This window comes from Bacillus sp. FSL W8-1202, assembly GCF_038006165.1.
GTDB lineage: Bacteria > Bacillota > Bacilli > Bacillales > Bacillaceae > Bacillus > Bacillus subtilis.
In genome coordinates this window covers 2,178,912-2,202,037 of record NZ_JBBOUR010000001.1, presented here as the reverse complement: position 1 = coordinate 2,202,037, position 23,126 = coordinate 2,178,912, and the positions used below count along the sequence as shown (strand labels likewise).

The 23,126-nt window shown below is 45.6% G+C and carries 21 protein-coding genes and 1 pseudogene; 8 read left to right on the top strand and 14 right to left on the bottom strand.

Annotation, left to right across the window (positions count from 1 at the left end):
• Positions 1-6: 6 nt before the first annotated feature.
• The 4 genes from lcfB to NSQ09_RS11390 all read right to left on the bottom strand — a co-directional run bounded on the left by lcfB (position 7) and on the right by NSQ09_RS11390 (position 4,117).
• Positions 7-1,548, bottom strand: a complete 1,542-nt coding sequence (lcfB, locus tag NSQ09_RS11405) for a long-chain-fatty-acid--CoA ligase LcfB (protein WP_017695353.1) — start codon at positions 1,546-1,548, stop codon at positions 7-9.
• A 117-nt stretch (positions 1,549-1,665) separates the two neighbouring features.
• A complete protein-coding gene (locus NSQ09_RS11400; protein WP_014479357.1) occupies positions 1,666-2,310 on the bottom strand; it encodes an SDR family oxidoreductase in 645 nt (214 codons plus the stop codon).
• A 64-nt stretch (positions 2,311-2,374) separates the two neighbouring features.
• Complete coding sequence (gene lplJ / locus NSQ09_RS11395) at positions 2,375-3,370, bottom strand: lipoate--protein ligase LplJ (protein ID WP_017695354.1); 996 nt, start codon at positions 3,368-3,370, stop codon at positions 2,375-2,377.
• Between the two features lie 12 nt (positions 3,371-3,382).
• A complete protein-coding gene (locus NSQ09_RS11390; protein ID WP_017695355.1) occupies positions 3,383-4,117 on the bottom strand; it encodes an MBL fold metallo-hydrolase in 735 nt (244 codons plus the stop codon).
• A 158-nt stretch (positions 4,118-4,275) separates the two neighbouring features.
• Between NSQ09_RS11390 and yhfH the strand changes: the two genes are divergently transcribed.
• Together yhfH and gltT are read left to right on the top strand one after the other, a co-directional pair.
• Positions 4,276-4,410, top strand: a complete 135-nt coding sequence (gene yhfH, locus NSQ09_RS11385; protein WP_003244802.1) for a protein YhfH — start codon at positions 4,276-4,278, stop codon at positions 4,408-4,410.
• Between the two features lie 270 nt (positions 4,411-4,680).
• Entirely contained in the window at positions 4,681-5,970 is a 1,290-nt protein-coding gene (gene gltT, locus NSQ09_RS11380; RefSeq protein WP_003245579.1) for a glutamate/proton symporter GltT, read from the top strand.
• Positions 5,971-6,006: 36 nt separating this feature from the next.
• Here gltT and NSQ09_RS11375 read toward each other — a convergent pair whose 3' ends face one another.
• Positions 6,007-6,414, bottom strand: coding sequence for an ASCH domain-containing protein (locus NSQ09_RS11375; RefSeq protein WP_003233192.1), 408 nt, complete (start codon positions 6,412-6,414; stop codon positions 6,007-6,009).
• Positions 6,415-6,426: 12 nt separating this feature from the next.
• Positions 6,427-7,467 carry a M42 family metallopeptidase gene (locus NSQ09_RS11370; protein WP_341031399.1) on the bottom strand — a complete coding sequence of 347 codons (1,041 nt, stop codon included), beginning with the start codon at positions 7,465-7,467 and terminating at the stop codon, positions 6,427-6,429.
• A 137-nt stretch (positions 7,468-7,604) separates the two neighbouring features.
• Between NSQ09_RS11370 and NSQ09_RS11365 the strand changes: the two genes are divergently transcribed.
• Positions 7,605-7,796, top strand: a complete 192-nt coding sequence (locus tag NSQ09_RS11365; RefSeq protein WP_003245634.1) for a hypothetical protein — start codon at positions 7,605-7,607, stop codon at positions 7,794-7,796.
• 83 nt (positions 7,797-7,879) lie between these two features.
• Here NSQ09_RS11365 and NSQ09_RS11360 read toward each other — a convergent pair whose 3' ends face one another.
• Positions 7,880-8,656, bottom strand: coding sequence for a YhfC family intramembrane metalloprotease (locus NSQ09_RS11360; protein WP_129137554.1), 777 nt, complete (start codon positions 8,654-8,656; stop codon positions 7,880-7,882).
• 128 nt (positions 8,657-8,784) lie between these two features.
• Between NSQ09_RS11360 and fabHB the strand changes: the two genes are divergently transcribed.
• A complete protein-coding gene (gene fabHB / locus NSQ09_RS11355) occupies positions 8,785-9,762 on the top strand; it encodes a beta-ketoacyl-ACP synthase III FabHB (protein WP_003233200.1) in 978 nt (325 codons plus the stop codon).
• Positions 9,763-9,803: 41 nt separating this feature from the next.
• Here the strand turns inward: fabHB and NSQ09_RS11350 are convergent, their stop codons facing one another.
• The 6 genes from NSQ09_RS11350 to NSQ09_RS11325 form a co-directional block, all read right to left on the bottom strand.
• Positions 9,804-12,131 (bottom strand): YhgE/Pip domain-containing protein, encoded by a 2,328-nt coding sequence (locus NSQ09_RS11350; protein ID WP_129137553.1) that lies wholly within the window; start codon positions 12,129-12,131, stop codon positions 9,804-9,806.
• A gap of 70 nt (positions 12,132-12,201) precedes the next feature.
• Positions 12,202-12,777: a TetR/AcrR family transcriptional regulator gene (locus NSQ09_RS11345; RefSeq protein ID WP_017695359.1), complete on the bottom strand. Its 576-nt coding sequence runs from the start codon at positions 12,775-12,777 to the stop codon at positions 12,202-12,204.
• A gap of 146 nt (positions 12,778-12,923) precedes the next feature.
• Complete coding sequence (hemY, locus tag NSQ09_RS11340) at positions 12,924-14,336, bottom strand: protoporphyrinogen oxidase (protein ID WP_032725328.1); 1,413 nt, start codon at positions 14,334-14,336, stop codon at positions 12,924-12,926.
• A gap of 14 nt (positions 14,337-14,350) precedes the next feature.
• Positions 14,351-15,283: a ferrochelatase gene (gene hemH / locus NSQ09_RS11335; protein ID WP_014663414.1), complete on the bottom strand. Its 933-nt coding sequence runs from the start codon at positions 15,281-15,283 to the stop codon at positions 14,351-14,353.
• 71 nt (positions 15,284-15,354) lie between these two features.
• Positions 15,355-16,416, bottom strand: a complete 1,062-nt coding sequence (gene hemE / locus NSQ09_RS11330; protein WP_144452945.1) for a uroporphyrinogen decarboxylase — start codon at positions 16,414-16,416, stop codon at positions 15,355-15,357.
• Positions 16,417-16,537: 121 nt separating this feature from the next.
• Positions 16,538-18,682 carry a transglycosylase domain-containing protein gene (locus NSQ09_RS11325; RefSeq protein ID WP_017695363.1) on the bottom strand — a complete coding sequence of 715 codons (2,145 nt, stop codon included), beginning with the start codon at positions 18,680-18,682 and terminating at the stop codon, positions 16,538-16,540.
• Between the two features lie 121 nt (positions 18,683-18,803).
• Here NSQ09_RS11325 and hmoB point away from each other — a divergent pair, with 121 nt between their 5' ends.
• The 4 genes and pseudogenes from hmoB to sndC all read left to right on the top strand — a co-directional run bounded on the left by hmoB (position 18,804) and on the right by sndC (position 22,386).
• Entirely contained in the window at positions 18,804-19,304 is a 501-nt protein-coding gene (hmoB, locus tag NSQ09_RS11320) for a heme-degrading oxygenase HmoB (RefSeq protein WP_017695364.1), read from the top strand.
• A 44-nt stretch (positions 19,305-19,348) separates the two neighbouring features.
• Positions 19,349-19,666: pseudogene (locus tag NSQ09_RS11315) on the top strand (hypothetical protein).
• 65 nt (positions 19,667-19,731) lie between these two features.
• A complete protein-coding gene (locus NSQ09_RS11310) occupies positions 19,732-21,123 on the top strand; it encodes a hypothetical protein (protein WP_101172518.1) in 1,392 nt (463 codons plus the stop codon).
• Positions 21,124-21,195: 72 nt separating this feature from the next.
• The gene (gene sndC / locus NSQ09_RS11305) at positions 21,196-22,386 is read left to right on the top strand and encodes an N-acetyl amino acid acetylase SndC (RefSeq protein WP_041052746.1); all 1,191 of its coding nucleotides are present in this window, start codon (positions 21,196-21,198) and stop codon (positions 22,384-22,386) included.
• A gap of 17 nt (positions 22,387-22,403) precedes the next feature.
• Here sndC and NSQ09_RS11300 read toward each other — a convergent pair whose 3' ends face one another.
• Positions 22,404-23,114 (bottom strand): EcsC family protein, encoded by a 711-nt coding sequence (locus NSQ09_RS11300; protein WP_041052749.1) that lies wholly within the window; start codon positions 23,112-23,114, stop codon positions 22,404-22,406.
• Positions 23,115-23,126: the final 12 nt, after the last annotated feature.

Sequence of the window (23,126 nt, the reverse complement as noted above, 5' to 3'; positions counted from 1 at the left end):
TTCATTTTATTGGGGCAAAATATCTCTCAGTGCCCGTCTGAGCATTTTCCCCGTCGCATTTTTCGGAATATCGTCAAGAAACGTAATGGCGGCAGGCCGCTTGTATTTTGCCAGATGCTTTTCACAGTGCTGCATGATGTCCTCCTCTGTTACCCCAGAGCGTTTCGGCACCACATATCCCTTTACCGCTTCCCCGCTTTGGGGGTCCGGCACGCCGATGACAACCGCCTCCTTGACGTCCGGATGGCTGTACAGCACCTCCTCCACCTCCCGCGGATACACATTGTATCCTCCTACAATGATCATGTCTTTTTTCCGGTCAACAATGTAAAAATAGCCGTCCTCATCCCGTCTTGCCAAGTCCCCCGTATAAAGCCACCCGTCTTTTAATGCATGCTCTGTTTCCATCGGCATTTTATAATAGCCCTTCATCACATTGGGGCCTTTCACGATCAATTCGCCGACCTGGTGAGCGGGCAGCTCGCGTCCGAGCGGATCTACGACCTTGTTTTCGACATGTAAGATACTTGTCCCGATGGAGCCCGGCTTCCTGCCCCTGTCAAACGGGTTAAAGCACGTGACGGGTGATGCTTCCGAGAGCCCGTAGCCTTCCAAAATGGTAACACCGAATTTTTCTTCAAACGCCGTCAGCAACGCGACTGGCATGGCCGCGCCTCCCGAAATGCACAGCCGGATCGAAGAAAAATCATCTTTCTTTCCGTTTTCATGCTGAAACAAGTAGTTATACATTGTAGGCACACCGGCAAAAATGGTCGCCTGCTGCTGCCTAACAAGCTTAAAAACAGATGCCGGACTGAATTGAGGCTCAATCAAGACAGTTGCGCCGCTCATCAGCGGTGCATTCATACAGACGGTTAAACAAAACACGTGAAACATGGGAAGAGCGCAGACCACATTGTCCCTCTCATCCATTCCCAAATAGCCTGCGACATCGTTGGCATTGCTGTACAAATTCTGATGAGTCAGCATTGCGCCTTTCGGTTTTCCAGTCGTTCCTGACGTATATAAAATAACCGCGGTATCATCAGGGACAAGTTCTTGGTTTTGTTTAGCAGCAGATGTCGGCCGCAATATTTTTGCAAACGTTGTCATTTTCATCCTGACCTCTGGGTCCGCAGCTTCCGGCTCTGCCTCCCCCGTCTGGCATAAAATGACGAGCTCAACCTTTGGCAGCGATTCATGCATGCTCTCATAAAGCGGCAAAAGCTGGCTAACGCCCACGATCGCCTTTACATCGCCATTTGTCAGCATATAACCAATTTCTGTCGGCGTGTACAACGGATTGATGGGAACAACCACGATCCCAGCTTTTAAAGCGCCAAAAAACGCGATGATAAAATCAGGCGAATTGCCAAGCAGCAAAGCTAGATGGTCCCCTTTCTCCATACCGGCCTCCTGAAGGCCGTCCGCAAATCGCTGAATATATTCATTCAGCTCTTGATACGTCATCATGTGATCTTTAAACCTGCATGCGATGCTGTCGGGCTTCTCAGATGCTGTTTCTTCCAATTTTGAAACAAGATTCATTCTCCCACCCCTTAAAGTGAATGAATAGTCATTCATTATTGAAGCCAAGCTTTCTCCTCCATTATAGAGAAACAGAAAAAAACACTCAAGAGCAAAAAGCCCTGAGTGTCAGTACTGTCATAGTTTCTTCAATGCTTCGGCAATCGGCGTATCTCCTTCTGTCAGATCAAAGGCCCGATTTTCCGTATTCTTCTCATCTAAAGAGGCAATGACCGTTTTTGCAACGTCCTCACGGGAAATAAATCCCCGCTCCAGATCCTTCGCTGCTGAAACAGTTCCCGTTCCAGGCTCATTGCGAAGGCCTCCTGGACGGATAATCGTATAGGTTAAACCGCTCGCTTCCAGAATTTTATCAGCATAATGCTTGGCCACATAATAAGGTTTGAGTGCCTCATTCCAATTTTCACGGTTATGGGCTTGCAGGGCGCTGATCATAATAAACCGTTTGATTCCGGCAATGTCCGCAGCTTCAATGGCTTTTGCCGCTCCATCAAGATCCACCAGCAGCGTTTTATCATAGCCTGTGCTGCCGCCGGAACCGGCTGTGAAAATGATCGCGTCACAGCCTTTTGCCGCAGCGGCGATTTCTTCCGGGCTGCCCTCCAGATTCGCAAGCACAGCTTCTGCACCGGCAGCTTCAAGAGACGCTTTCTGTTCTTCTTTTCTGACCATCGCTCTGATGGAATGATCAGGATTATCTTGGAATAAAGAGACGAGTCTTTGCCCGATTTGTCCGTTCGCTCCGATTAAAAACACTTTCATGTGAATCCCTCCTGCCTCCATTATTTCAAAAACACAACCGCTCTTTCAAACGATGTGTTTTGCCTTAATAAATCAGATCAAGGAAATCCTCTTTCGTAATGTTCCCAAAGTAATGCTTGAGATTCACACCTTCGAGCACATCAGCGATGACGCTGCGTTCGTATTGTTTTCCGACCAGCAGGTTTTCAATTTCAGATACATCACCGACACCGAAGAAATCTCCGAAGATTTTGCAGTCCTCGATTTTGCCTTTCTTGACCTCTAGGCGCAAATCGATCGATCCAACCGGATAACGTTTCGAATGATTAAGGTTAAATTTCGGTGAGCGGCCGTAGTTCCAATCCCAATTCTGATAGCGCTCTTTCGAAATTTGATGAATGGTCTCCCAATCTTTTTCCGTTAGCTTATACTCCGGCACGTTTCCAATGTCGTTCGTGTTAAAAATATGGCGAAGCAAATGGCTGCGGAATTCTTCGGTGGTCATTTTATCATCGAGAAACTCACTGATGTTTGCCACTCGGCTTCTGATCGATTTGATGCCTTTTGATTCAATTTTATCCTTTTTCACCTTTAATGCTGATACAACATGATCAATGGCTGAATCAAACATGAGGGTGCCGTGGCTGAAAATACGGCCTTTCGTTACAAACTGAGCGTTTCCGGATATTTTCCGGCCATCCACTACAATGTCGTTCCGGCCGCTTAATTCGGCTTCAACTCCAAGCTGATGTAACGCCTGAATCACCGGCTCAGTGAATTTTTTAAAGTTATGAAAGCTGTCCCCGTCATCCTTGGTAATAAAGCTGAAGTTCAAGTTCCCCAGATCATGGTACACAGCTCCCCCGCCTGATAAACGGCGGACGACGATAATCCCGTTTTCCTCAACATATTTTGTATTGATTTCTTCTATTGTATTTTGGTTTTTTCCAATGATAATAGACGGTTGATTCACATAAAAGAGCAAATATTGCTGTTCAGGGTCTAAATGCTTTACACAGTACTCCTCGATAGCAAGATTGATCCGCGGATCATTGATATTTTGATTGTCTATAAATAACATGGTGCTCCTCCTTTATCCTTCCCACACAAAACCTGATTTCGCAATATACACTTCTCCGTTAAAAACGGTTTTCGCTTCTTTGCGAAGATTGTCATGCACGCCAAAATGCGGCAAATGTGTCAGCAGCAGTTCTCCCGCTCCCGCTTCTTTTGCAATGCGCCCGGCTTCCAGGCTGTTCATATGGCCTGCACTTGTTCCGTCTTGATCGGCATAAAAATTGCATTCCGAGATCAATAAATCAGCATCTTTCGAAAACGGTATAAATGAATCCTGATAGCTGGAATCAGCAGTATAAACAACAGTGTGACTGCCGTCAGTAATCCGCATGGCATAGCACGTCACCGGGTGAATCGTTTTTAAAAAGGTAATCGTAAACGGACCGGCAGTCAGCGGCTGATCCGGCTGATAGGCGATCCCTTTCGTATGTGTTTTATATGTAAGCTTTTGAAACTGTTCTATATCAGCATCATGTCCGTAAATCGGAAGCGTATGCTCTCCTTTGCCGAGAAACGAACCGACTTGCTTGGCAAATTGCAGCGGCCCGATATCAGCGATATGGTCATGGTGATAATGAGACAGAACGACCGCATCCAGCTTTTCCGCCGGCACATATCCGAACAGCTTAGACAATACGGCACTGCCGCAATCAACAAGCAGAGAGAAATCACCTGACTGAAACAAATAGCCTGACGTCGCTTCATTTGCGGCCGGAAAACCGCCATAGCATCCGATAACTGTAACTTTCATAATGTCCTCCTATCTTTTCAAAAAAAATTGATCCTCCTTCAATATACCCATTTTTCTTGAAAAAAGCATGTTTTAAACATTGTATCAAAACAATTATTGATTTTTGTAATCTGTTATATTACAATGAAATCACTACAAAGGGGAAAGAGGGATTGGTTATGCTGGGGAAAATCACAGAATTTTTTAGAAACCTGCCTTCGAAAAAGTGTGCGGAATGCGGAAAAAAGATAGAAGAGCAGCATGAGTGCTATGGTAATATCTGCAATGACTGTATAAAAGTAAACGATTTGTAATGAGCGAAAATCCCGCGCCTTACGCGTGGGATTTTCTTATTTTTTCACATATCTCTTAATTTTGAAATAATAGTCAGGTTAGGTCAAAGCTCACCTGTTTTTAGATAATTCTGGTGATTATCATAATGTCATTGAATATTCTTTATTTTCGAAATATAATTTACTATAGACGAATTGATTTCTTATCTATTATAATTTGATCTAATAGTGAGATTAAATATATGTCTATTCATGATATATGTTGATACTTTGTTTTTTGGGAGGTAATCTATGAAAAGAATTAAGTTTGGATTAGCCACACAAATATTCGTTGGACTTATTCTAGGTGTCATTGTTGGCGTCATTTGGTATGGCAACCCAGCATTGCCTACTTACCTGCAGCCAATCGGGGATCTCTTTTTACGCTTAATCAAAATGATAGTGATTCCTATTGTTGTCTCCAGCTTAATCATCGGTGTAGCCGGTGCAGGAAATGGAAAGCAAGTCGGTAAATTAGGCTTCAGAACGATTCTGTACTTCGAGATCATCACGACTTTTGCCATTATTCTCGGACTAGCCCTTGCAAACATCTTCCATCCGGGTACAGGAGTTAATATACACGAAGCTCAAAAATCGGACATCAGTCAATATGTTGAAACTGAAAAAGAACAAAGTAATAAATCAGTGGCAGAAACGTTCCTCCATATTGTGCCGACAAACTTCTTCCAGTCATTGGTCGAAGGGGATCTTCTAGCCATCATCTGCTTTACAGTACTATTTGCATTGGGTATTTCCGCGATCGGTGAAAGAGGCAAGCCTGTATTAGCCTTTTTTGAAGGTGTATCCCATGCCATGTTCCACGTTGTAAACCTTGTGATGAAAGTGGCGCCATTCGGCGTTTTCGCTCTTATCGGAGTGACTGTGTCTAAATTCGGACTCGGTTCTCTTATCTCTCTCGGAAAGCTCGTTGGATTGGTTTATGTCGCGCTTGCTTTCTTCTTAATTGTTATTTTCGGGATTGTCGCAAAAATTGCCGGCATCAGCATCTTCAAGTTCCTTGCTTACATGAAGGACGAAATCTTACTGGCGTTCAGTACGTCCAGCTCTGAAACGGTTCTTCCGCGCATCATGGAAAAAATGGAGAAAATCGGATGTCCGAAAGGCATTGTTTCATTTGTCATTCCGATCGGTTACACGTTTAACTTAGACGGTTCCGTTCTCTATCAATCTATTGCCGCACTCTTTTTAGCACAGGTATATGGCATTGATTTGACGATTTGGCACCAAATTACGCTTGTGCTCGTCTTAATGGTGACATCCAAAGGGATGGCTGCCGTGCCTGGTACTTCTTTTGTTGTCTTGCTTGCAACGCTTGGCACCATCGGCGTTCCGGCTGAAGGACTTGCCTTTATTGCCGGCGTAGACCGCATCATGGATATGGCACGTACAGTTGTCAACCTGACTGGTAACGCGCTTGCTGCCGTTGTGATGTCTAAATGGGAAGGCATGTTTAATCCTGCGAAAGCAGAAACTGTTATGTCCCAATCGAAAACAGAACAAAACGCAACCATTTCTGGTTAATGAAAAGCCTGCGGGGCAAGAACCCCGCAGGCTTTTTTAATCTTTAACAAGCACAAACAACTCTGTAATCAAAACAGTATCCTCATTCAGCTCCAGTTCACCGCTTTTGATCAGTTCCGCCCATGCCATCCGATGATCCTCTTGAAACTCCTCAATTCGGTCTCCATTACCCTCTCCTTTGACTAACCTCATATCAGGCGCACCAAAGGTGGTTTCAAAGACATCTGTTACTTTTATATTGCATCTTGGATTGTCATGTTTATCATAAACGGTAACAAGCTGACCCGCTGTTTGATAAACGTCCCTCAATTCATCTTTTGAATACAATGATTTCGGCGCGCACGTGGCGGTTTTTTCTCCGGCAAGGATCTGCTGAATCAGCTGTTCTCCCAACCCGTCATCACCTTCCCAGCCGAATGTGCTTTTCAGCTTATAAATCTTCATTGGTCCTCCCCCTTATACCATTGGTGACTGTACATAGTAATACAGAAGCTTAGCGGTATGGCGAAGAGATGATTTATGGGTGCGTTCAAATGCATGGGAAGCGTCAATTCCCGGCCCTATGAGGCCATGCACAATATCATGCCCGGATTTGATCGCTGCTGACGCATCAGACCCGTAGTACGGATATATATCAAGCTTATAGTCGATATGATGCTTCTCGGCTAATTGAACTAAATGCTTCCTGAGCTGATAATGATACGGCCCGCTCGCATCCTTCACACAGATTGATACTGAATATTCATCAGTCGCCTGCCCGTCACCGATAGCCCCCATATCAACCGCCAAATATTCAACTGTTTCAGGAGAAATATTCGAATTCCCGCCGTAACCGATTTCTTCATTATTGGAAATAAGAAAATGGGTTGTATACGGCAGCTCAATGTCTTCTGTTTGAATTTCATGAATTAAGCGGAGCAATAAGGCGACGCTTGCTTTGTCATCCAAATGGCGCGATTTAATAAATCCGCTTGATGTGATCTCGACACGGGGATCAAACGACACAAAATCTCCGACACCAATGCCCAGCTCCTCCGTATCTTTCCGGCAGTGAACTGGTTCATCTAGGCGGATCTCCATATTCTCTTGATTCCGCTCAGCCTTTCCCGCGTCTTTGTATACGTGCACAGACGTTTGATGCATTAAAATGGTGCCTGTGTACGTTTTTCCCGAGGCGGTTTCAATTTGGCAATACTCCCCCTCAATCGAGTTGTAGCGGAACCCGCCGATTAAGTCGATTTTCAGCCGGCCGTCCGCTTTAATCTCCTTCACCATAGCGCCGAGGGTGTCAACGTGCGCTGTCAGCATGCGATGCCGGGATGTGTCGCGTCCTGGAAGCGTTGCAATTAAGCCGCCCTTGTGGTTCCGAACCGTTTCTACCTTCCATTCTTTTAAAAGGCTTTCAATATAATTGATCACCTCATATGTATTTCCTGTCGGGCTTGGGATCGATACAAGTTCTTTAATGAGCTCCATCGTTTTACGTACTGACGTCATAGGGCATTCCTCCTTTTATTTTCTACTTAAAATATACTCTTTTCCCGAGGGACCCGTCCAATCTTTTCCTATCAATCTCTCATATGCTGTAGAGAGCATGGGAAGAGGAGGGATTTCTATGTGCTGTCGTCATTCACATGAACAGAAATGTCGTTGTCACGATTGGTTCGATGATTTTTGGTTCTTTGACGAGTGGTTCGATAAAGATTTCCACGACCATTGCAAGAAAAAGAAAGAATGCCATGACCCTTGCGAGAAGAAGAAAAAGAAACACCATTGTTTCTCTTGTAAAAAACACAGACATTCTTGCTGTCATTGCTAAAGACTGAATCAGAAATATTCTGATAACCCATGCTTAATGAATATTTCCATTCACATTTTTCCAAGCGGGCATTGCTGCTGCTTGGACCTTTTATTGAAACACCCTTTTTGCTTTTACAATCCAATAAACTGATAAAGCCGCTATAAGAGCAACAATGATTTCAACAGCAGCAGCATGCTCTATGATTCCTCTTTGATATAAAACCGCCGGTACATTAAACAGTGCATGTAAAAGAATAGAATACAACAAAAACAGCGGCCGGCGGCTTTTAACCGCGTACAAAACAAGCAGAGACAGACCAATTTGGACGGCAATGGCACTGATTCTTTCTATTCCGCCCAGCATCCATTCATACGAAGGAGTATGCAGCAGCTGCTCTTGTATCGGCAAAAGCGCCTGTTTGATGTCGCCATTGACCAAAAGCTGTTCAAACGTCCCGCTATTGATAGCAAATGCATATACAATAAGTGAGATAGAGGACAAGCCTGAAATCAGGATGGCTTCAAGCCCGCCATGGCCTGCCCCGAAAGCCAGACCATCTGCCCAAGTATGATGGCGCTTCATAAAAAATCGCATCATCATATACCTTCCGCACTCCTCAAAAATGCCGGCCATCAAGCAGCCGTAAATGCCATACCATAATGGATGCTGCATCGCTTCTTTCGTCATTTCATTCACTTGCAGTACATAAACATGAACGCCGCCTTCCAGCAGCTGAGCGAAGACAAAAAACGTGAGAGCGCCAATAAAAAACACTTTAAGCGAGGCGCCATACTTTCGCTTAAACCATACAATCAGCCCGATTGGCAACAGAAACGCAATAGCCCCGGATAATGCCAAAAAGACTACTGCTTCTTGACTGACCATTTTTCAGCCTCCTTTTTCTTTTTCATAGATTCCCTATTCTACACTTCTCTTTTTTTGTAAAAAAACCTTCTTTTTAGTACCAGATACTAATATCTAGTGTTATAATCTGACCATAAGGAGTGATTCATATGTCAAAAGCAAAAATTACAGCTATCGGCACCTATGCGCCGAGCAGACGTTTAACCAATGCAGATTTAGAAAAGATCGTTGATACCTCTGATGAATGGATCGTTCAGCGCACAGGAATGAGAGAACGCCGGATTGCGGATGAACATCAATTTACCTCTGATTTATGCATAGAAGCGGTGAAGAATCTCAAGAGCCGTTATAAAGGAACACTTGATGATGTCGATATGATCCTCGTTGCCACAACCACATCCGATTACGCCTTTCCGAGTACGGCATGCCGCGTACAGGAATATTTCGGCTGGGAAAGCACCGGCGCGCTGGATATTAATGCGACATGCGCCGGGCTGACTTACGGCCTCCATTTGGCAAATGGATTGATCACATCAGGCCTTCATCAAAAAATTCTCGTCATCGCCGGAGAGACGTTATCAAAGGTAACGGATTATACCGATCGAACGACATGCGTTCTGTTCGGCGATGCCGCAGGTGCGCTGTTAGTGGAACGAGATGAAGAGACGCCGGGATTTCTTGCGTCTGTACAAGGAACAAGCGGGAACGGCGGCGATATTTTGTATCGTGCCGGACTGCGAAATGAAATAAACGGTGTGCAGCTCGTCGGTTCTGGAAAAATGGTGCAAAACGGACGCGAGGTATATAAATGGGCCGCAAGAACCGTCCCTGGCGAATTTGAAAGGCTTTTACATAAAGCAGGACTCAGCTCTGATGATCTCGATTGGTTTGTTCCTCACAGCGCCAACTTGCGCATGATCGAGTCAATTTGTGAAAAAACACCGTTCCCGATTGAAAAAACGCTCACTAGTGTTGAGCACTACGGAAACACGTCTTCGGTTTCAATTGTTTTGGCGCTCGATCTCGCAGTGAAAGCCGGGAAGCTGAAAAAAGATCAAATCGTTTTGCTTTTCGGGTTTGGCGGCGGATTAACCTATACAGGATTGCTTATTAAATGGGGAATGTAACAAAAAAAGAACTTGTTTCCAAGGAAACAAGTTCTTTTTCTTTATGAAGCCGGCTGTTCTTCTGATGTTTCTTCCTTCCGGCTTAACATTGTAAAGTAAGTAATGCTTAGTGCAATCATGACGAGGGCGATGCCGATTAAGACGCCGGCCATCTGCCACATGTAGCCAAAGTCACCGTTTGAAATGACCGCTCTGAATCCGTTAATGCTGTAGGTCATCGGCAATGCGCCATGGATGACCTGATAGAAATGCGGAAGCAATTCAAGCGGGAAGGTTCCTCCGCTCGCTCCCAGCTGCAGCACTAAAATAATGACTGCGATAAATCGCCCCGGGTTGCCCATCGTTGTAGCCAAAAATTGAATTATCGCCAGGAAAGCGAGACTCGTAATGATCGTAAACACGTAAAATCTCCACGTGCTCTCTACCTCGAGACCAATTCCCAATAGAAGAACCGTCGCCACAATCAATGATTGAATGATTCCTACAAGCATCATGACATTGAATTTGCTGAAGAACCACTCAAAACCATTTCTCGGACGCCCTGACGCTTCCTTCAGCGGGAAGACAACCGTCAGCATGATGCCGCCGACATATAAGCCCATTGACAGGATATAAGGTGTCAGCCCTGTTCCATAGTTAGGAACGGAATGAATGGCATCATCTTTGGTTTTAACCGGATCTGCAAACATGCCATATGTTTGATCATCAGCATCGATATCTCCTGTTTGGTCAGCCGCATCCTTCAGCTTACTAGACAGCTCTCCTGTGCCGTCCAACAGCTTGCCTAAACCTGTATCAAGTGATGCAGATCCGTCTGCAAGTTTTGATGATCCGCTTTGGACCTGTTTAGACCCGTCTAACAGCTTAAACAATCCGCCGGATACTTGGCTGCTTCCTGTCACCAATTGCTCTGAGCCCGCTTTTGCTTTTGCGAACTGCTTATTATATTCACCGATACCCGCTGTCAGTTTAGTTTGGCCATCTGTCACCTGCTGTGACGCATTGTATATTTTCTCAGATCCAGCAGTTAATTTGTCAATCGCGTCTTGAGTGGCTTTTGCGCCGTTATAAAGTTTAGAGGTAGCTTCCGGCAATGCCTTCACCTGGGCAACCTGCGCTTTCACATCTTCCAATGAGCTTTTTATCGTTGCGATGTCAGGCAGCTGATCAGCTGCAGGAAGCCCACTTAAAATTTCATCAAAATCAGGCGCATCAACTTTCGGAAGCTGCTTTTCAACAGAGCTGATCAGCTGGCTCTTTTGCTCCGCTGTTAAGAAATCACTGGAGTTGATGATATTTTTAAATGCCTGATCACGGTTTTTCAAGCTGTTTTCAAAGTCAGACAGCTGTTTTTTAAATTCATTCATCGCTGTTTCTGACTTTTCGAGGTTATTCACAGCTGTTTCAAGCTTCGTTAAATCGAGCGCATTTATAAGTTTTTCCGCTTTTGCTGCTTTCTCAGAACCTTCTTGCGCTTTACTGTTGAGCTGATCCAGCCCGTTTGTCAGATTAGGCAAGCCCTGCTGCACCTTTTGAAGGCCGGCATTCAGTTCATTCAGCTTGCCCGTTATCTTGCCTGATCCTGCTGCAAGCTGGCCAGATTTATCATAAATCTGGTTGCTGCTGTCCTGGAATTTACCGAGCGAGCTGTCAAGCGATTGGATGCCGCTCGTCACCTGAGCCGCTCCATCTGCAAGCTGCGCTGTTTTGTCACTGATGGTAGCGGTGCTTTCCTTCAGCTTCGCCAGATTTTCTTTCAGCTGTGCGCTTCCGTTTTTCGCATCCTTTGTGCCGTCATCAATTTTTTTCGCGCCGCTGCTCGCGTCGCTCAAACCTTTTGCGATATCTTTAAAGTTATCAAAAATAACTTTCGTATATTGCTCGGTCACTTCTTTTGAAACAGAGGCTTTCAGTTTATCAATCGCTTTTTCGCCGATCGTTGCCCCTACATAGTTGGAACCAGCATTTGTATGGTATTTCAGATCCAATTTTTTCGGATTTTTGTCTAATACAGTGCTGGCATTCTTAGAAAAATCCTCAGGAATCTCGACAACTAAATAATATTTTTGATTCAATAAGTCCTTTAACGATTGGTCGAGATCATTGGAAAAATGCCAATCAAAGTTGTTATTATCCTTTAATTCTTTGACCAGATCATCACCGATTTGAAGTTTTTCTCCTTCATACGTTGCTCCCTTGTCTTGGTTGACGACAACGACAGGCAGCTGGTCAACTGTGCCGTAAGGGTCCCAATAAGCCTTTAAGAATACGCCGCTGTAAATAAGCGGGACAAACAAAATGGCGATGATGGGAATCAATAATTTTTTACTTGTTACGATGTCTTTCCACTGACTTCGTATTGTGTTCATCCTGATGCCTCCATTCTAAAACTGACTCATCATGAAAAATGGTCATTTTCTTGCAAAGAGAAAGGATTATCTAGTTCGCTGACAATCCTTTGACAACATACAATTCAAGCAGTCCCGCAATTGTCTCTTTATCAAGCGGGGGGTGTTGTTTTTCCCAGTCAAAAATGAGCGCGATATAAAGCTTCAGCATCACAAAGGCTGTCAGTTCAGGGTCGCACTGCTTGATTGCGCCGCTTTTGATCCCGTCTTCAATCTTACTTTTGATATAAGACAGTATGGCTCGCTCCATTTTCTGGATCACTTCCTGAACTGCCATTGTACCAATCTCGGCATTCTCTTGGAAAATTTTAATCGTCAGCTGATGTGTTTTCCTGAACTCCAGAATGGCAAACAGCGCTCTGTGCACATTTTCATGGAACGGAAGGTTCGGCTCCATCGCTTCATCCGCTTTTTGCTTCATTTCCTTTAATAAAGTAGTGAAAATCTCGTCAAACAGCTCTTCTTTGTTTTTGAAAAAAGTATAAATGGTTCCCTTCCCCACGTTCGCAAGTTTTGCGACAAGATCCATTGTCGTCGCTTTATACCCGAACTGCGTGAAAGACTTTGTAGCCGCCTCCAAAATGAGCTTTTTTCGATCTATTGACATTGTATTCACCTCGAAACTGACCGTTTGAACATTTTAGTCATTAAGTACATATGCAAATGTATCATAACCTGCTGTTCAATTCAATCATTTTTTTACACAATATTGCCATTGCACATCAAAAAAACCTCCGCCATAAAGCGGAGGTTTTAGCTGAATAAATAGGTAAGCGCGTCAGACACGGCAGCTTTTCCTTGATCAATGCAGTCGGGAATGCCGACACCTTCGAAAGAAGCGCCTGTCATATAAACACCCGGATACGCAGATGCAAGTGCTTCACGCAGCTCCTTGATACGCTGCTTATGGCCGACATGGTACTGCGGCATGCTTTCATGCCATCGGGTGACACATGTCATTTCCGGTTCGCCGTTTATGTTCATGACTTTCTTTAAGTCTTCTAACACAATGTTGATAATGTCATTATCTGATAGATCGACAATGGATTCGTCTCCGGCTTTTCCGACATATGCCCGAAGCAGCGTTTTGCCTTCCGGCGCTGCGTGCGGCCATTTTTTATTCGTCCACGTACAGGCTGTGATCGCAAAGTCACTGTTTCTTGAAATGACAAAACCCGTGCCCTCATGCTCCATTTGGACGGAGCCTTCAGGGAAACCTAAAGCGACGTTTGCCACGGATGTGGAGTGCATATTTTTCAAATGAGAAATGGCAGGAAGCTCAGAAAGCATTCCCGCAGCCGCTTTATGCGGAGCAGTCACAATTACTGAATCAGCATCAAGTGTGACGCCGTTATCCAGTTCGAGCGAATAGCCAGAGCCGCTATGGCTGAGTTTGGTCACTTTTGTGCCTTTATACACCTTCGTCAGCTTTAACTGCTTTTCGATCTCTTCTACAAGGGTCTGCAAACCGGTTGACAGAGTCTGGAACTGCCCTTGTTTTTTTGCCGTCAGCTGCTGGCCTGAGCCTTGAGGCCTTGTTTTTTTCATGCCGAGAATCAGGCTTCTATGCTTTTGTTCCGTCTGGTAAAATTGCGGAAATGTCGACATCAGGCTGAGCTTGTCAATGTCGCCTGCGTAGATCCCTGATAGTAGCGGCTCGATTAAGTTCTCGACCACTTCATCTCCGACACGTCTGCGGAAGAATTCTCCCAATGACTGATCATCCTTTGTTTTGCTTGCAGGCAGGATGAAATCCATAGCAGCTCTGGCCTTCCCAGACAAAGAAAACAGACCCGTAGAAACAAACGGCGCAATTTTTGTCGGTATCCCCATTACGGCGCCCTTCGGCATTGGATGCAGGGTGCGGTTTACAAGCACATAGGATTGTCCGGTCGCATTGTTGACAAGCAAATGCTCAAGACCTAAGTCTTTAACAAGCTGCGGGGCGCTTTTCTTTCGTTCCAGAAATGAGTCTGGCCCTCTTTCGATGATATAGCCGTCTTTCTTGACAGTCTGGATTTTCCCGCCGACTCTCGGACTTGCCTCAACAAGCGTCAGCTCAAGCGGCAGATTCTTTTCTTTGATTTCTTTTTCCATATAGAAGGCGGCGGCTAAACCGGTAATGCCGCCGCCGATGATGACTACATGTTTTTTGCCGTCACTCATGTTCATCGCCTTCTTTAACGTCCTAATTTTTTTAATACGACTGTTGCCAAAGCATCAATAAATTCAGGCTTGGCATTTGGCATTTCCGGCCGGTAATAGCTTGCGCCGATATCGTCAGTAACCACTTTGCATTCATAATCATTATCATAAAGCACTTCTAAGTGATCCGCGACAAACCCAACAGGAACATATACAAATGCTTGATAGCCTTTTTGTTCGAATAAATCACGTGTTAAATCCTGAACATCGGGTCCGAGCCAAGGATCAGGCGTGTTCCCTTCACTTTGCCAGCCGACAGCATATTCGGAAACGCCTGCGCCTTCAGCAATCAATTTCGCCGATTCATGCAGCTGGTCCGGATACGGGTCTCCAAATTCTTTGATTTTTTCCGGCAGGCTGTGTGCGGATACGATGAGCATCGCGTTTTCTCTTTCATCCTCAGGCATTGACGCATATGTTTCCTTTACTCGGTCAACCCAATATGTCACGAACTTCGGTTCATCGTACCAGCTTTCAACTGACGTAATCGTTAAGCCGCCGAGTTTTTCAGCCTCTTCTTTGGCGCGTTTGTTGTAGGACTGAACGCTGAACGTGGAGAAATGCGGCGCCAGCACGATGCTGACTGCTTCTGTAATGCCATCCTTATGCATCTCTGCTACGGCGTCTTCAATAAACGGCTCGATATGCTTCAGTCCGATATACGCTTTAAACGTAATCTCATCCTGAATTTCATTCAAGTGCTGTTCCAGATTATGCGCCTGCTCTTCTGTGATTTTGGCAAGCGGTGAAATGCCGCCAATCGCTTCGTATCTGTCTTTCAAATCTTGAAGCATTTCAGGTTCAGGCTTTCTGCCTCTTCTGATATGTGTATAATAACGTTCAATATCTTCTTCCTTATAAGGCGTGCCGTACGCCATCACGAGAAGCCCCATTTTCTTTCTACTCACTGTTTACACCCTCTTTAATGATCTGATACAAACATTTTGACAGGATATCATTAAGATACCAAAAGATATGCTTAGGAATATTGACCCATTTTTTTGTTTTGTGAATATTCATGGACAAATGCTGTCAGTTTTTTCAAAACCTCGGGACTGACATCAGGAAATACCCCATGGCCAAGATTGAAAATGAAGCCATCTGATTTCATACCCTGATCAAGTATTTCCTTCGTTTTCTTCTCAATGACTTCCCATGGCGCAAGCAAAATGGACGGGTCCAGGTTGCCCTGCACTGTTTTAGTGATTCCTTTTGATCTGGCTTCATCAATGCCGAGTCTCCAGTCAAGCCCGACAACATCAAGAGGAAGGTCATGCCAATCACCTGCAAGATGGCTTGCGCCAACGCCAAACATGATCAGCGGCACATTCTCCTTTGCGAGCTCTGAAAAGATCCGGTTCATCACGGGTTTGATGTATGTTCTGTAATCTGCCTGATTCAATGCGCCGACCCACGAATCAAAGATTTGAATCGCTTTTGCGCCTGCCTTAATCTGCGCTTTCACGTACACGATGATCATGTCGGCAAGCTTGGACATCAGCAGATTCCATGCATCTGGCATGCTGTACATGAAGGCTTTTGTTTTATTGTAGTTTTTCGACGGGCCGCCTTCGATCATATAGCTTGCAAGCGTAAAAGGCGCACCTGAGAAACCGATGAGCGGGACGTTCAGCTGCTCATTGACAAGCAGTTTAATCGTCTCAAGCACGTACGGCACGTCCTGTTCCGGATCAATCTGGCCGAGTTTTTCAATGTCCGCCAGAGACCGGATTGGCTGATCAATCACAGGACCGATCCCGTTTTTGATTTCAACATCCACACCGATTGACGGCAGCGGCGTCATGATATCTTTATAAAGGATTGCAGCATCGACTCCGTATTGCTCAACCGGCAGTCTTGTGACATACGCACAAAGTTCGGGCTGATGTGTGATCTCAAACAATCCGTACTTTTCCTTCAGCTTGCGGTATTCCGGCTGTGAGCGCCCTGCTTGTCTCATATACCACACAGGCGTGTGATCCGCTTTTTCTCCCCGCGCAGCTTTTAAAAACGTCTCGTTAAACGTTTCTCGTTTACTCATCTGATTTCCACCTTTCATACGGCAACCATACGTTCGTATTTCTTGACTTATTACACTATACCTTGTTTTAGGCAAATGGTATAGAAATGTAGCTCAAAGTTCAAAAAATCGCCGAATTCCATTAAGAGGAAAACAATTTTGGCTGAACGTAATCGGTTCCTTCCCCTTCTCTTTTTGTCTGTGTATTATAAGGCATAATTTTATAAGACGCGCCCGAAAATAAGTTGGCATAAGGAATTTCATAGCTTCCCTTCCCTTCAACCGAATCAAGAAGCGTCTCCTCGCCGTCCTTGTTTACATAAATTCTGTATACGGCCCGATCATCCTCTTGAGCGTCCCACTTTAATTCAATAGTAAAGAGCCCCGCTGCTTTAAATGTGTAATCGGCTGTGAGTGTTTTGACCGGCTTCAGCTCAATCGGGCTTTCCAGTTCTTTAACGTTTTTAGGCTTTGTGAACACATGACCGGTTTCTCCTGCCTGTGTCAAAATATCCTTAAACAGCCGCGTCGGGTATGAGCTCCCGGCTTTCAAATAATGGTTTTGATCCGTTTTGTCATAGCCCATCCAGACTGCCCCGGTTATTTTCGGCGTATAGCCTGCAAACCAGGCGTCCTTTGTCGCGCCGGAGACGCCTGTATAAGATGTAGAACCTGTTTTTCCCGCCAGGTCGCCGTGATAGGTGCCGGACGTAGCCGTTCCCTTTTTGACTACCTGCTGCAGCATTCTCGTCATATTCCAAGACGTCTGCTTGCTGAATACCCGCTTTCCTTCTTCTTTATGATCGGCTATTGTTTCTCCGTCTTCATCTATTATGCTCGAGATAAAGAAGGGTTCAGTATACGTTCCATTCGCGGCAAATGTATGAAACGCGCCGGCAAGCTGGAGCGGCGAAACGCCTTTTTCCAAGCCGCCTAGAGCAAGAGCAAGGCCTTCATCAGGGATATCAATGCCGTTTGCTTTCAAATAAGATTTTCCTGTTTCGACGCCGATCTCATTCAGCGTCCAGACAGCCGGCGCGTTTTTGCTGTACGTAATGGCGTCAGACATAGTGACTTCGCCCTCATACCTGCTGTCGTAGTTTTTCGGCGTATAATCTCCGTAGGACTGCAACTCATCCTTCAATAGGGAATATGGCTTAAATTTCTTTTCCTGCATCGCCGGTCCGTATACGGCAAGCGGCTTAAATGTGGAACCCGGCTGGCGGACAGCTGTGACGCGGTTATATCCTTTGGATGTGTAATCCCTTCCGCCGATGGCCGCTTCTACACCGCCTGTCTTGTTATTAATAAAGACCGCGCTTCCCTCGGCATTCTGATCTGTTCCGGGATAATAGCTATCCTCTTTCATCACCTGGTAAGCCGTCTTCTGCAGCTTCGAATCGAGCGGCACCTTGATCGTGTATCCGCCTTGAAGAAGCTGCTCCCCAGAAATGGAATACTTGTCCTCCGCCTCTTTGATCACAAGGTCAATGTAGCTGTCAAACCAAGGTGTTTCCGACTGTTTCTTCACATGCAGTCCAAGCGTTCGGCCCTGTGCGGTGACAGCCTCTTTCGCACTGATATAGCCTTGGTCATTCATCATACCTAGAATTGTATCACGCCGCTCCTTATTTTTATCAGGATGCAAAATCGGAGAGTACGTAGAAGGCGCCTTCGGAATAGCGGCCAAAACAGCGCCTTCAGATACAGTCAAATCTTTTACTTCTTTATTAAAATAATAGTGGGACGCCGCTTGTATGCCGTAGACCCCGTGTCCGAAGTAAAGCTGGTTTAAATACATTTCAAGCAGCTTGTCCTTGCTGTAATCCCGTTCAAGATTAATCGCAATGATCACTTCTTTTGTTTTTCTTAGAAACGTTTTGTCATGTGTCAGAAAAATATTTTTGGCAAGCTGCTGGGTGATCGTGCTTCCGCCTTCCACCTTTCCGCCTGCTAATATATCGCGGTACACTGCCCTTCCGACAGATTTTGCATCAATGCCGTGATGCTCATAGAACCTTTTATCCTCAACAGCGATAAACGCTTCTCTGACCTGCTTTGGAATCTCATTGATCGAGACCGGCTCGCGATTTTCTGTATACAGGCTTGCAACCTCATCTCCGTTTTGATCAACAATTTTTGAAGAAGCATGAAGAATAAGCTTTTTTTCATCTATGACATAATGGCCGAGAAAAATAATTGAAATATATCCTATTAAAGCGAGAAAAGCAGTTAACACTAAAATAATGATAGGTATAAAAAGTTTCTTTTTCTTTATCTTAAACATGAACTCACCTCGCCTTTCTAAAGGTAGTATGGGAAAAATTGTTTGGAATTATGTTCGAAGCACTCGCCAATAGAAACTTATACCATTGTTTTGATATACTAGCAAGCAGGAGGTGGCTGATATGAAGGTTTATATTACATATGGGACAGCCGATTTTTTAAAAACGATCGTACAGAAGCATCCCTCAGAAAATATCCTTTTGATGCAGGGGCAGGAAAACGCCATTTTAATTCATGAAACAAACGGAGATACCGTTTTCCAGGCACCACACGCTTATGAAGTCATTGACCAAGTCGGAGAGATCAAGCATCCCGGTTTTGCAGTATTGAACAATATTGCCGTCACTCAGGAAGGGCGTCCGCTGTTTGAAAACAGATTTAAAAACAGAGCGGGAAAAGTCGAAAAAGAGCCTGGCTTTGAAGCAATTCGAGTGCTCCGTCCGCTTGACAGTGACACCTATGTCATTCTGACCTTGTGGGAAACGGAAAGCGCCTTTCAAGACTGGCAGCAGTCCGGTTCTTACAAAGAAGCCCACAAAAAACGCGATACATCTGCCGGAATTGACACAACATCGATCTTCTCCCGGCCTTCCTATGTCACCACATATTTCGCTGTCGAATAGCTGCCGGCATGTCCGGCAGCTTATTTTATTGGGAGGAAAGCAAAATGAAGCATACTTGCCCAGTCTGCGGGTTTAAGGGATTGGCTGAACCGCCATATGATCATGAAGGCAATCATTCTCATGAAATCTGCCCGTGCTGCGGTTTTCAGTTCGGATTTGATGATTACGAGATGCAGCACGAGGATGGTTCATATTTAGAGCCATCGGAAAGCATCATCGCCTATAGAAAAAACTGGCTTGCTGAAGGGTGCGTCATTTTTTCTCCTGAATGCTTCCCAAAACATCTGCAAAAAGCGAATAGAGGATTAAGGCATCATCTGATTGAGCAGCTGAAACAGATCAATGTTCATCTTCCATCATAACCCTCCCCTCTGTCCCGGCACCTTCCGCCCGCCTATGAATAATCTGTAAGCGGAAGGAGTGATCGATAATGGAAGTCGGGATTTTGTCTGTCCATGTTCTGTATGTGTTTTTTATCGGTGCAATTATCCTATTTATGCTGCTGAGAAAAGACACGACATTTATTTCTCTATTCGGCATTTTTATCATATCGCTATGGGCCAGCCATTCACTTTCAGCTTCTGTCAGCAGTTTATTCCACAGCTTTATCTATGCGGCCGGCGAACTGCTGCCCACGATTTTCATCATTTGCTTTATCGTTTCAATGAGTGATTTGTTAACAAAAACAGGGATAAATGAAGCGATGATTTCTCCCTTTGCAAGCCTTGTGAGAGGGCCTGTGACTGCCTATTGGCTGATTGGAGGCCTGATGTTCGCCATTTCTCTCTTCTTCTGGCCTTCTCCGGGTGTCGCTTTGATCGGCGCCGTCCTGCTCCCCGCAGCCGCACGTGCCGGTTTGACGCCTCTTGCCGCGGCCATGGCCATGAACTTATTCGGACACGGTTTTGCCCTGTCAGGCGACTTTGTCATTCAGGCGGCGCCAAAGCTGACTGCGGATGCAGCAGGCATTCCAGTCGGTGATGTCGTCTCGGCCAGTATTCCGCTTGTGCTGATTATGGGTGTGACAACAACAACTGCTGCCTTTATCATGATTCAGCGCGAACGCAAAAAACAGGAGCATCCCGCTTCTTTTTCCCCCGTTCTTTCCGGCGAACAAGACAACTCGCTGTACTTGCCAAAACGCCTGCGGTCCATACTGGCTTTTTTGATTCCGCTTGCCTTTCTTGCAGATATCGCCTGCATGCTCTTGTTTAACCTACAAGGAAATGATGCCACCGCGTTAATTGGCGGGTCTGCAATTTGTATCCTCTTTACCGTTCATTTTTTCGTGTATAAGCATAAAGGGCTTGAAAAAATCACCGGCTATTTTATTGACGGATTTAAGTTCGGTTTTAAGGTTTTCGGCCCCGTCATCCCGATTGCCGCTTTCTTTTATCTTGGCGACTCAGGCTATGAAAGCATACTGGGCACTTCACTCCCTAAAGGTTCCCACGGCATTGTCAACGATCTTGGCATTGCTTTATCCCATATGATGCCTATGTCAAAGGAGCTTGCCGCCGCTGCATTAACTGCCGCTGGAGCCATAACAGGCCTTGACGGCTCAGGATTTTCTGGCATTTCTCTCGCCGGCTCCATCGCAAAGCTCTTTTCGTCCGCTCTCCATGCCGATCCCGCTATTCTGACCGCGCTCGGACAAATCTCTGCCATCTGGGTGGGCGGAGGAACACTGGTCCCATGGGCTTTGATTCCCGCCGCGGCCATTTGCAAAGTTGATCCTTTTGAGCTTGCCAGAAAAAACTTCATTCCCGTCGCGATTGGCCTTTTGGTGACAACCCTCGCAGCTGTGATGATGCTTTAAAACAGCATGAGTTGAAATATTCAGACTTTTTCTATACAATCATGGAAAAGCATAGAAAAGGGGGAAGCGGCTTTGTCCATATCCACACTGCAGAAAGAGATAAACAAACAGCTCGACGGCTGTTTTGAAGAAATGGTTGAGATCAGGCGCCATTTTCATATGTATCCTGAGCTCTCATTTCAAGAAGAAAAAACCGCCGCATTTATTGCTTCCTATTATGAATCGTTAGGAGTCCCAATCCGCACAAACGTTGGCGGCAGAGGGGTTTTAGCATATATAGAAGGAAGCGAACCCGGCCCTACAGTCGCTTTGAGGGCCGACTTTGACGCTCTCCCCATTCAAGATGAAAAAGATGTCCCTTACGCCTCCAAAGTGCCTGGTGTCATGCATGCATGCGGCCACGACGGCCACACCGCAGCTCTTCTCGCAGTGGCCAAGGTCCTTCACCAAAACAGACATGAACTGAAGGGAACATTTGTGATGATCCACCAGCATGCAGAAGAATATTATCCGGGAGGCGCAAAGCCAATGATTGATGACGGCTGTCTCGAAAACGCGGATGTGATATTCGGCACTCATCTTTGGGCAACTGAGCCGCTCGGAACTATTCTTTGCCGCCCCGGCGCCGTCATGGCGGCGGCGGACCGATTTACGATTAAAGTCTTCGGAAAGGGCGGCCACGGCGCTCATCCGCATGATACAAAAGACGCCGTCCTGATCGGTTCGCAAATCGTTTCCTCTTTGCAGCACATTGTCAGCCGCAAAGTCAATCCGATTCAATCCGCCGTCATTTCGACAGGCTCCTTCATCGCCGACAATCCGTTTAATGTCATCGCAGACCAAGCAGTACTCATCGGCACAGCGCGTTCTTTTGATGAAAATGTCCGGGACATTCTGGAGAAAGAAATTGAAGCGGTTGTAAAAGGAATATGCAGCATGCACGGCGCGTCCTATGAGTACACATATGAACAGGGTTATCCAGCGGTTGTGAACCATCCTGCAGAAACGAACCACTTGGTGAGCACCGCAAAGAATACCGAGGGCGTTCAGCAGGTCATTGACGGTGAACCACAAATGGGCGGCGAGGATTTTGCTTATTACTTACAAAACGTGAAGGGCACTTTTTTCTTTACAGGCGCCGCTCCCGAACAGCCAGAGCGAGTCTATTCCCACCACCATCCGAAATTTGATATCAACGAAAAAGCCATGCTGACAGCGGCCAAGGTCCTTGCCGGCGCTGCGATCACCTATCATCAGCTATAAAAAAACAGCCGGAGTGTTTATTCTCCGGCTGTTTCCTTTAATATCCTCAGATGAAAAACATGTCTTGCCGTTTCTCCAAGCTGAGCAAGCAGCTTATAATTGGCAATTCCGCCGACTGCCGCTCCTACGCCCGGCAAAAGCTGAAAAAGCTTCACGACGTCGATATAATCGCGATATTCCTGCTGGAACACTCTCCAGTCGATGCTCTTTTTCTCCGTCTCCCAATTTTCGATGACAGAAAAAAGCGACTTACGGCCATCGTCACTCGAAAACGCAAGCTGAAACACGAGCAGCAAAAATATCCTTTCTTGTGCATCCTTGACATCAAAGCCGTAAATGGAAGACAAGGTAAATAAACACTTCATCTTAATTGAAAGCAGCAGCGGAAAATCAGCAATGCTTAAAAAAATGCCGCCCGCTCCGGTGCCGACTCCCTCAGCAGCTGCCACTTTCTGATAAGAAACAATCGTTTTTTTCGCCAATTCATTTTTTTCACTGAGCGACAGTGCACTTGTATCCTTTTTATAAGTGATGATATTGGAGCCGGCCATTGTCGCTTCTACCATTTTTCTCACACTCTCGGTGACGACCGTATGGATTTTCTCAGGAATCCGTTCATTCACCTTCGTCTGGACACGCTTCGAAAAGCGTTCAAACATGGAATCCTTTCGCAAAAAATGCATTTTCCATTCCAAAGCTTCCTGCATCAGCAGCTGATTATCTGTCATTTGATTACCTCT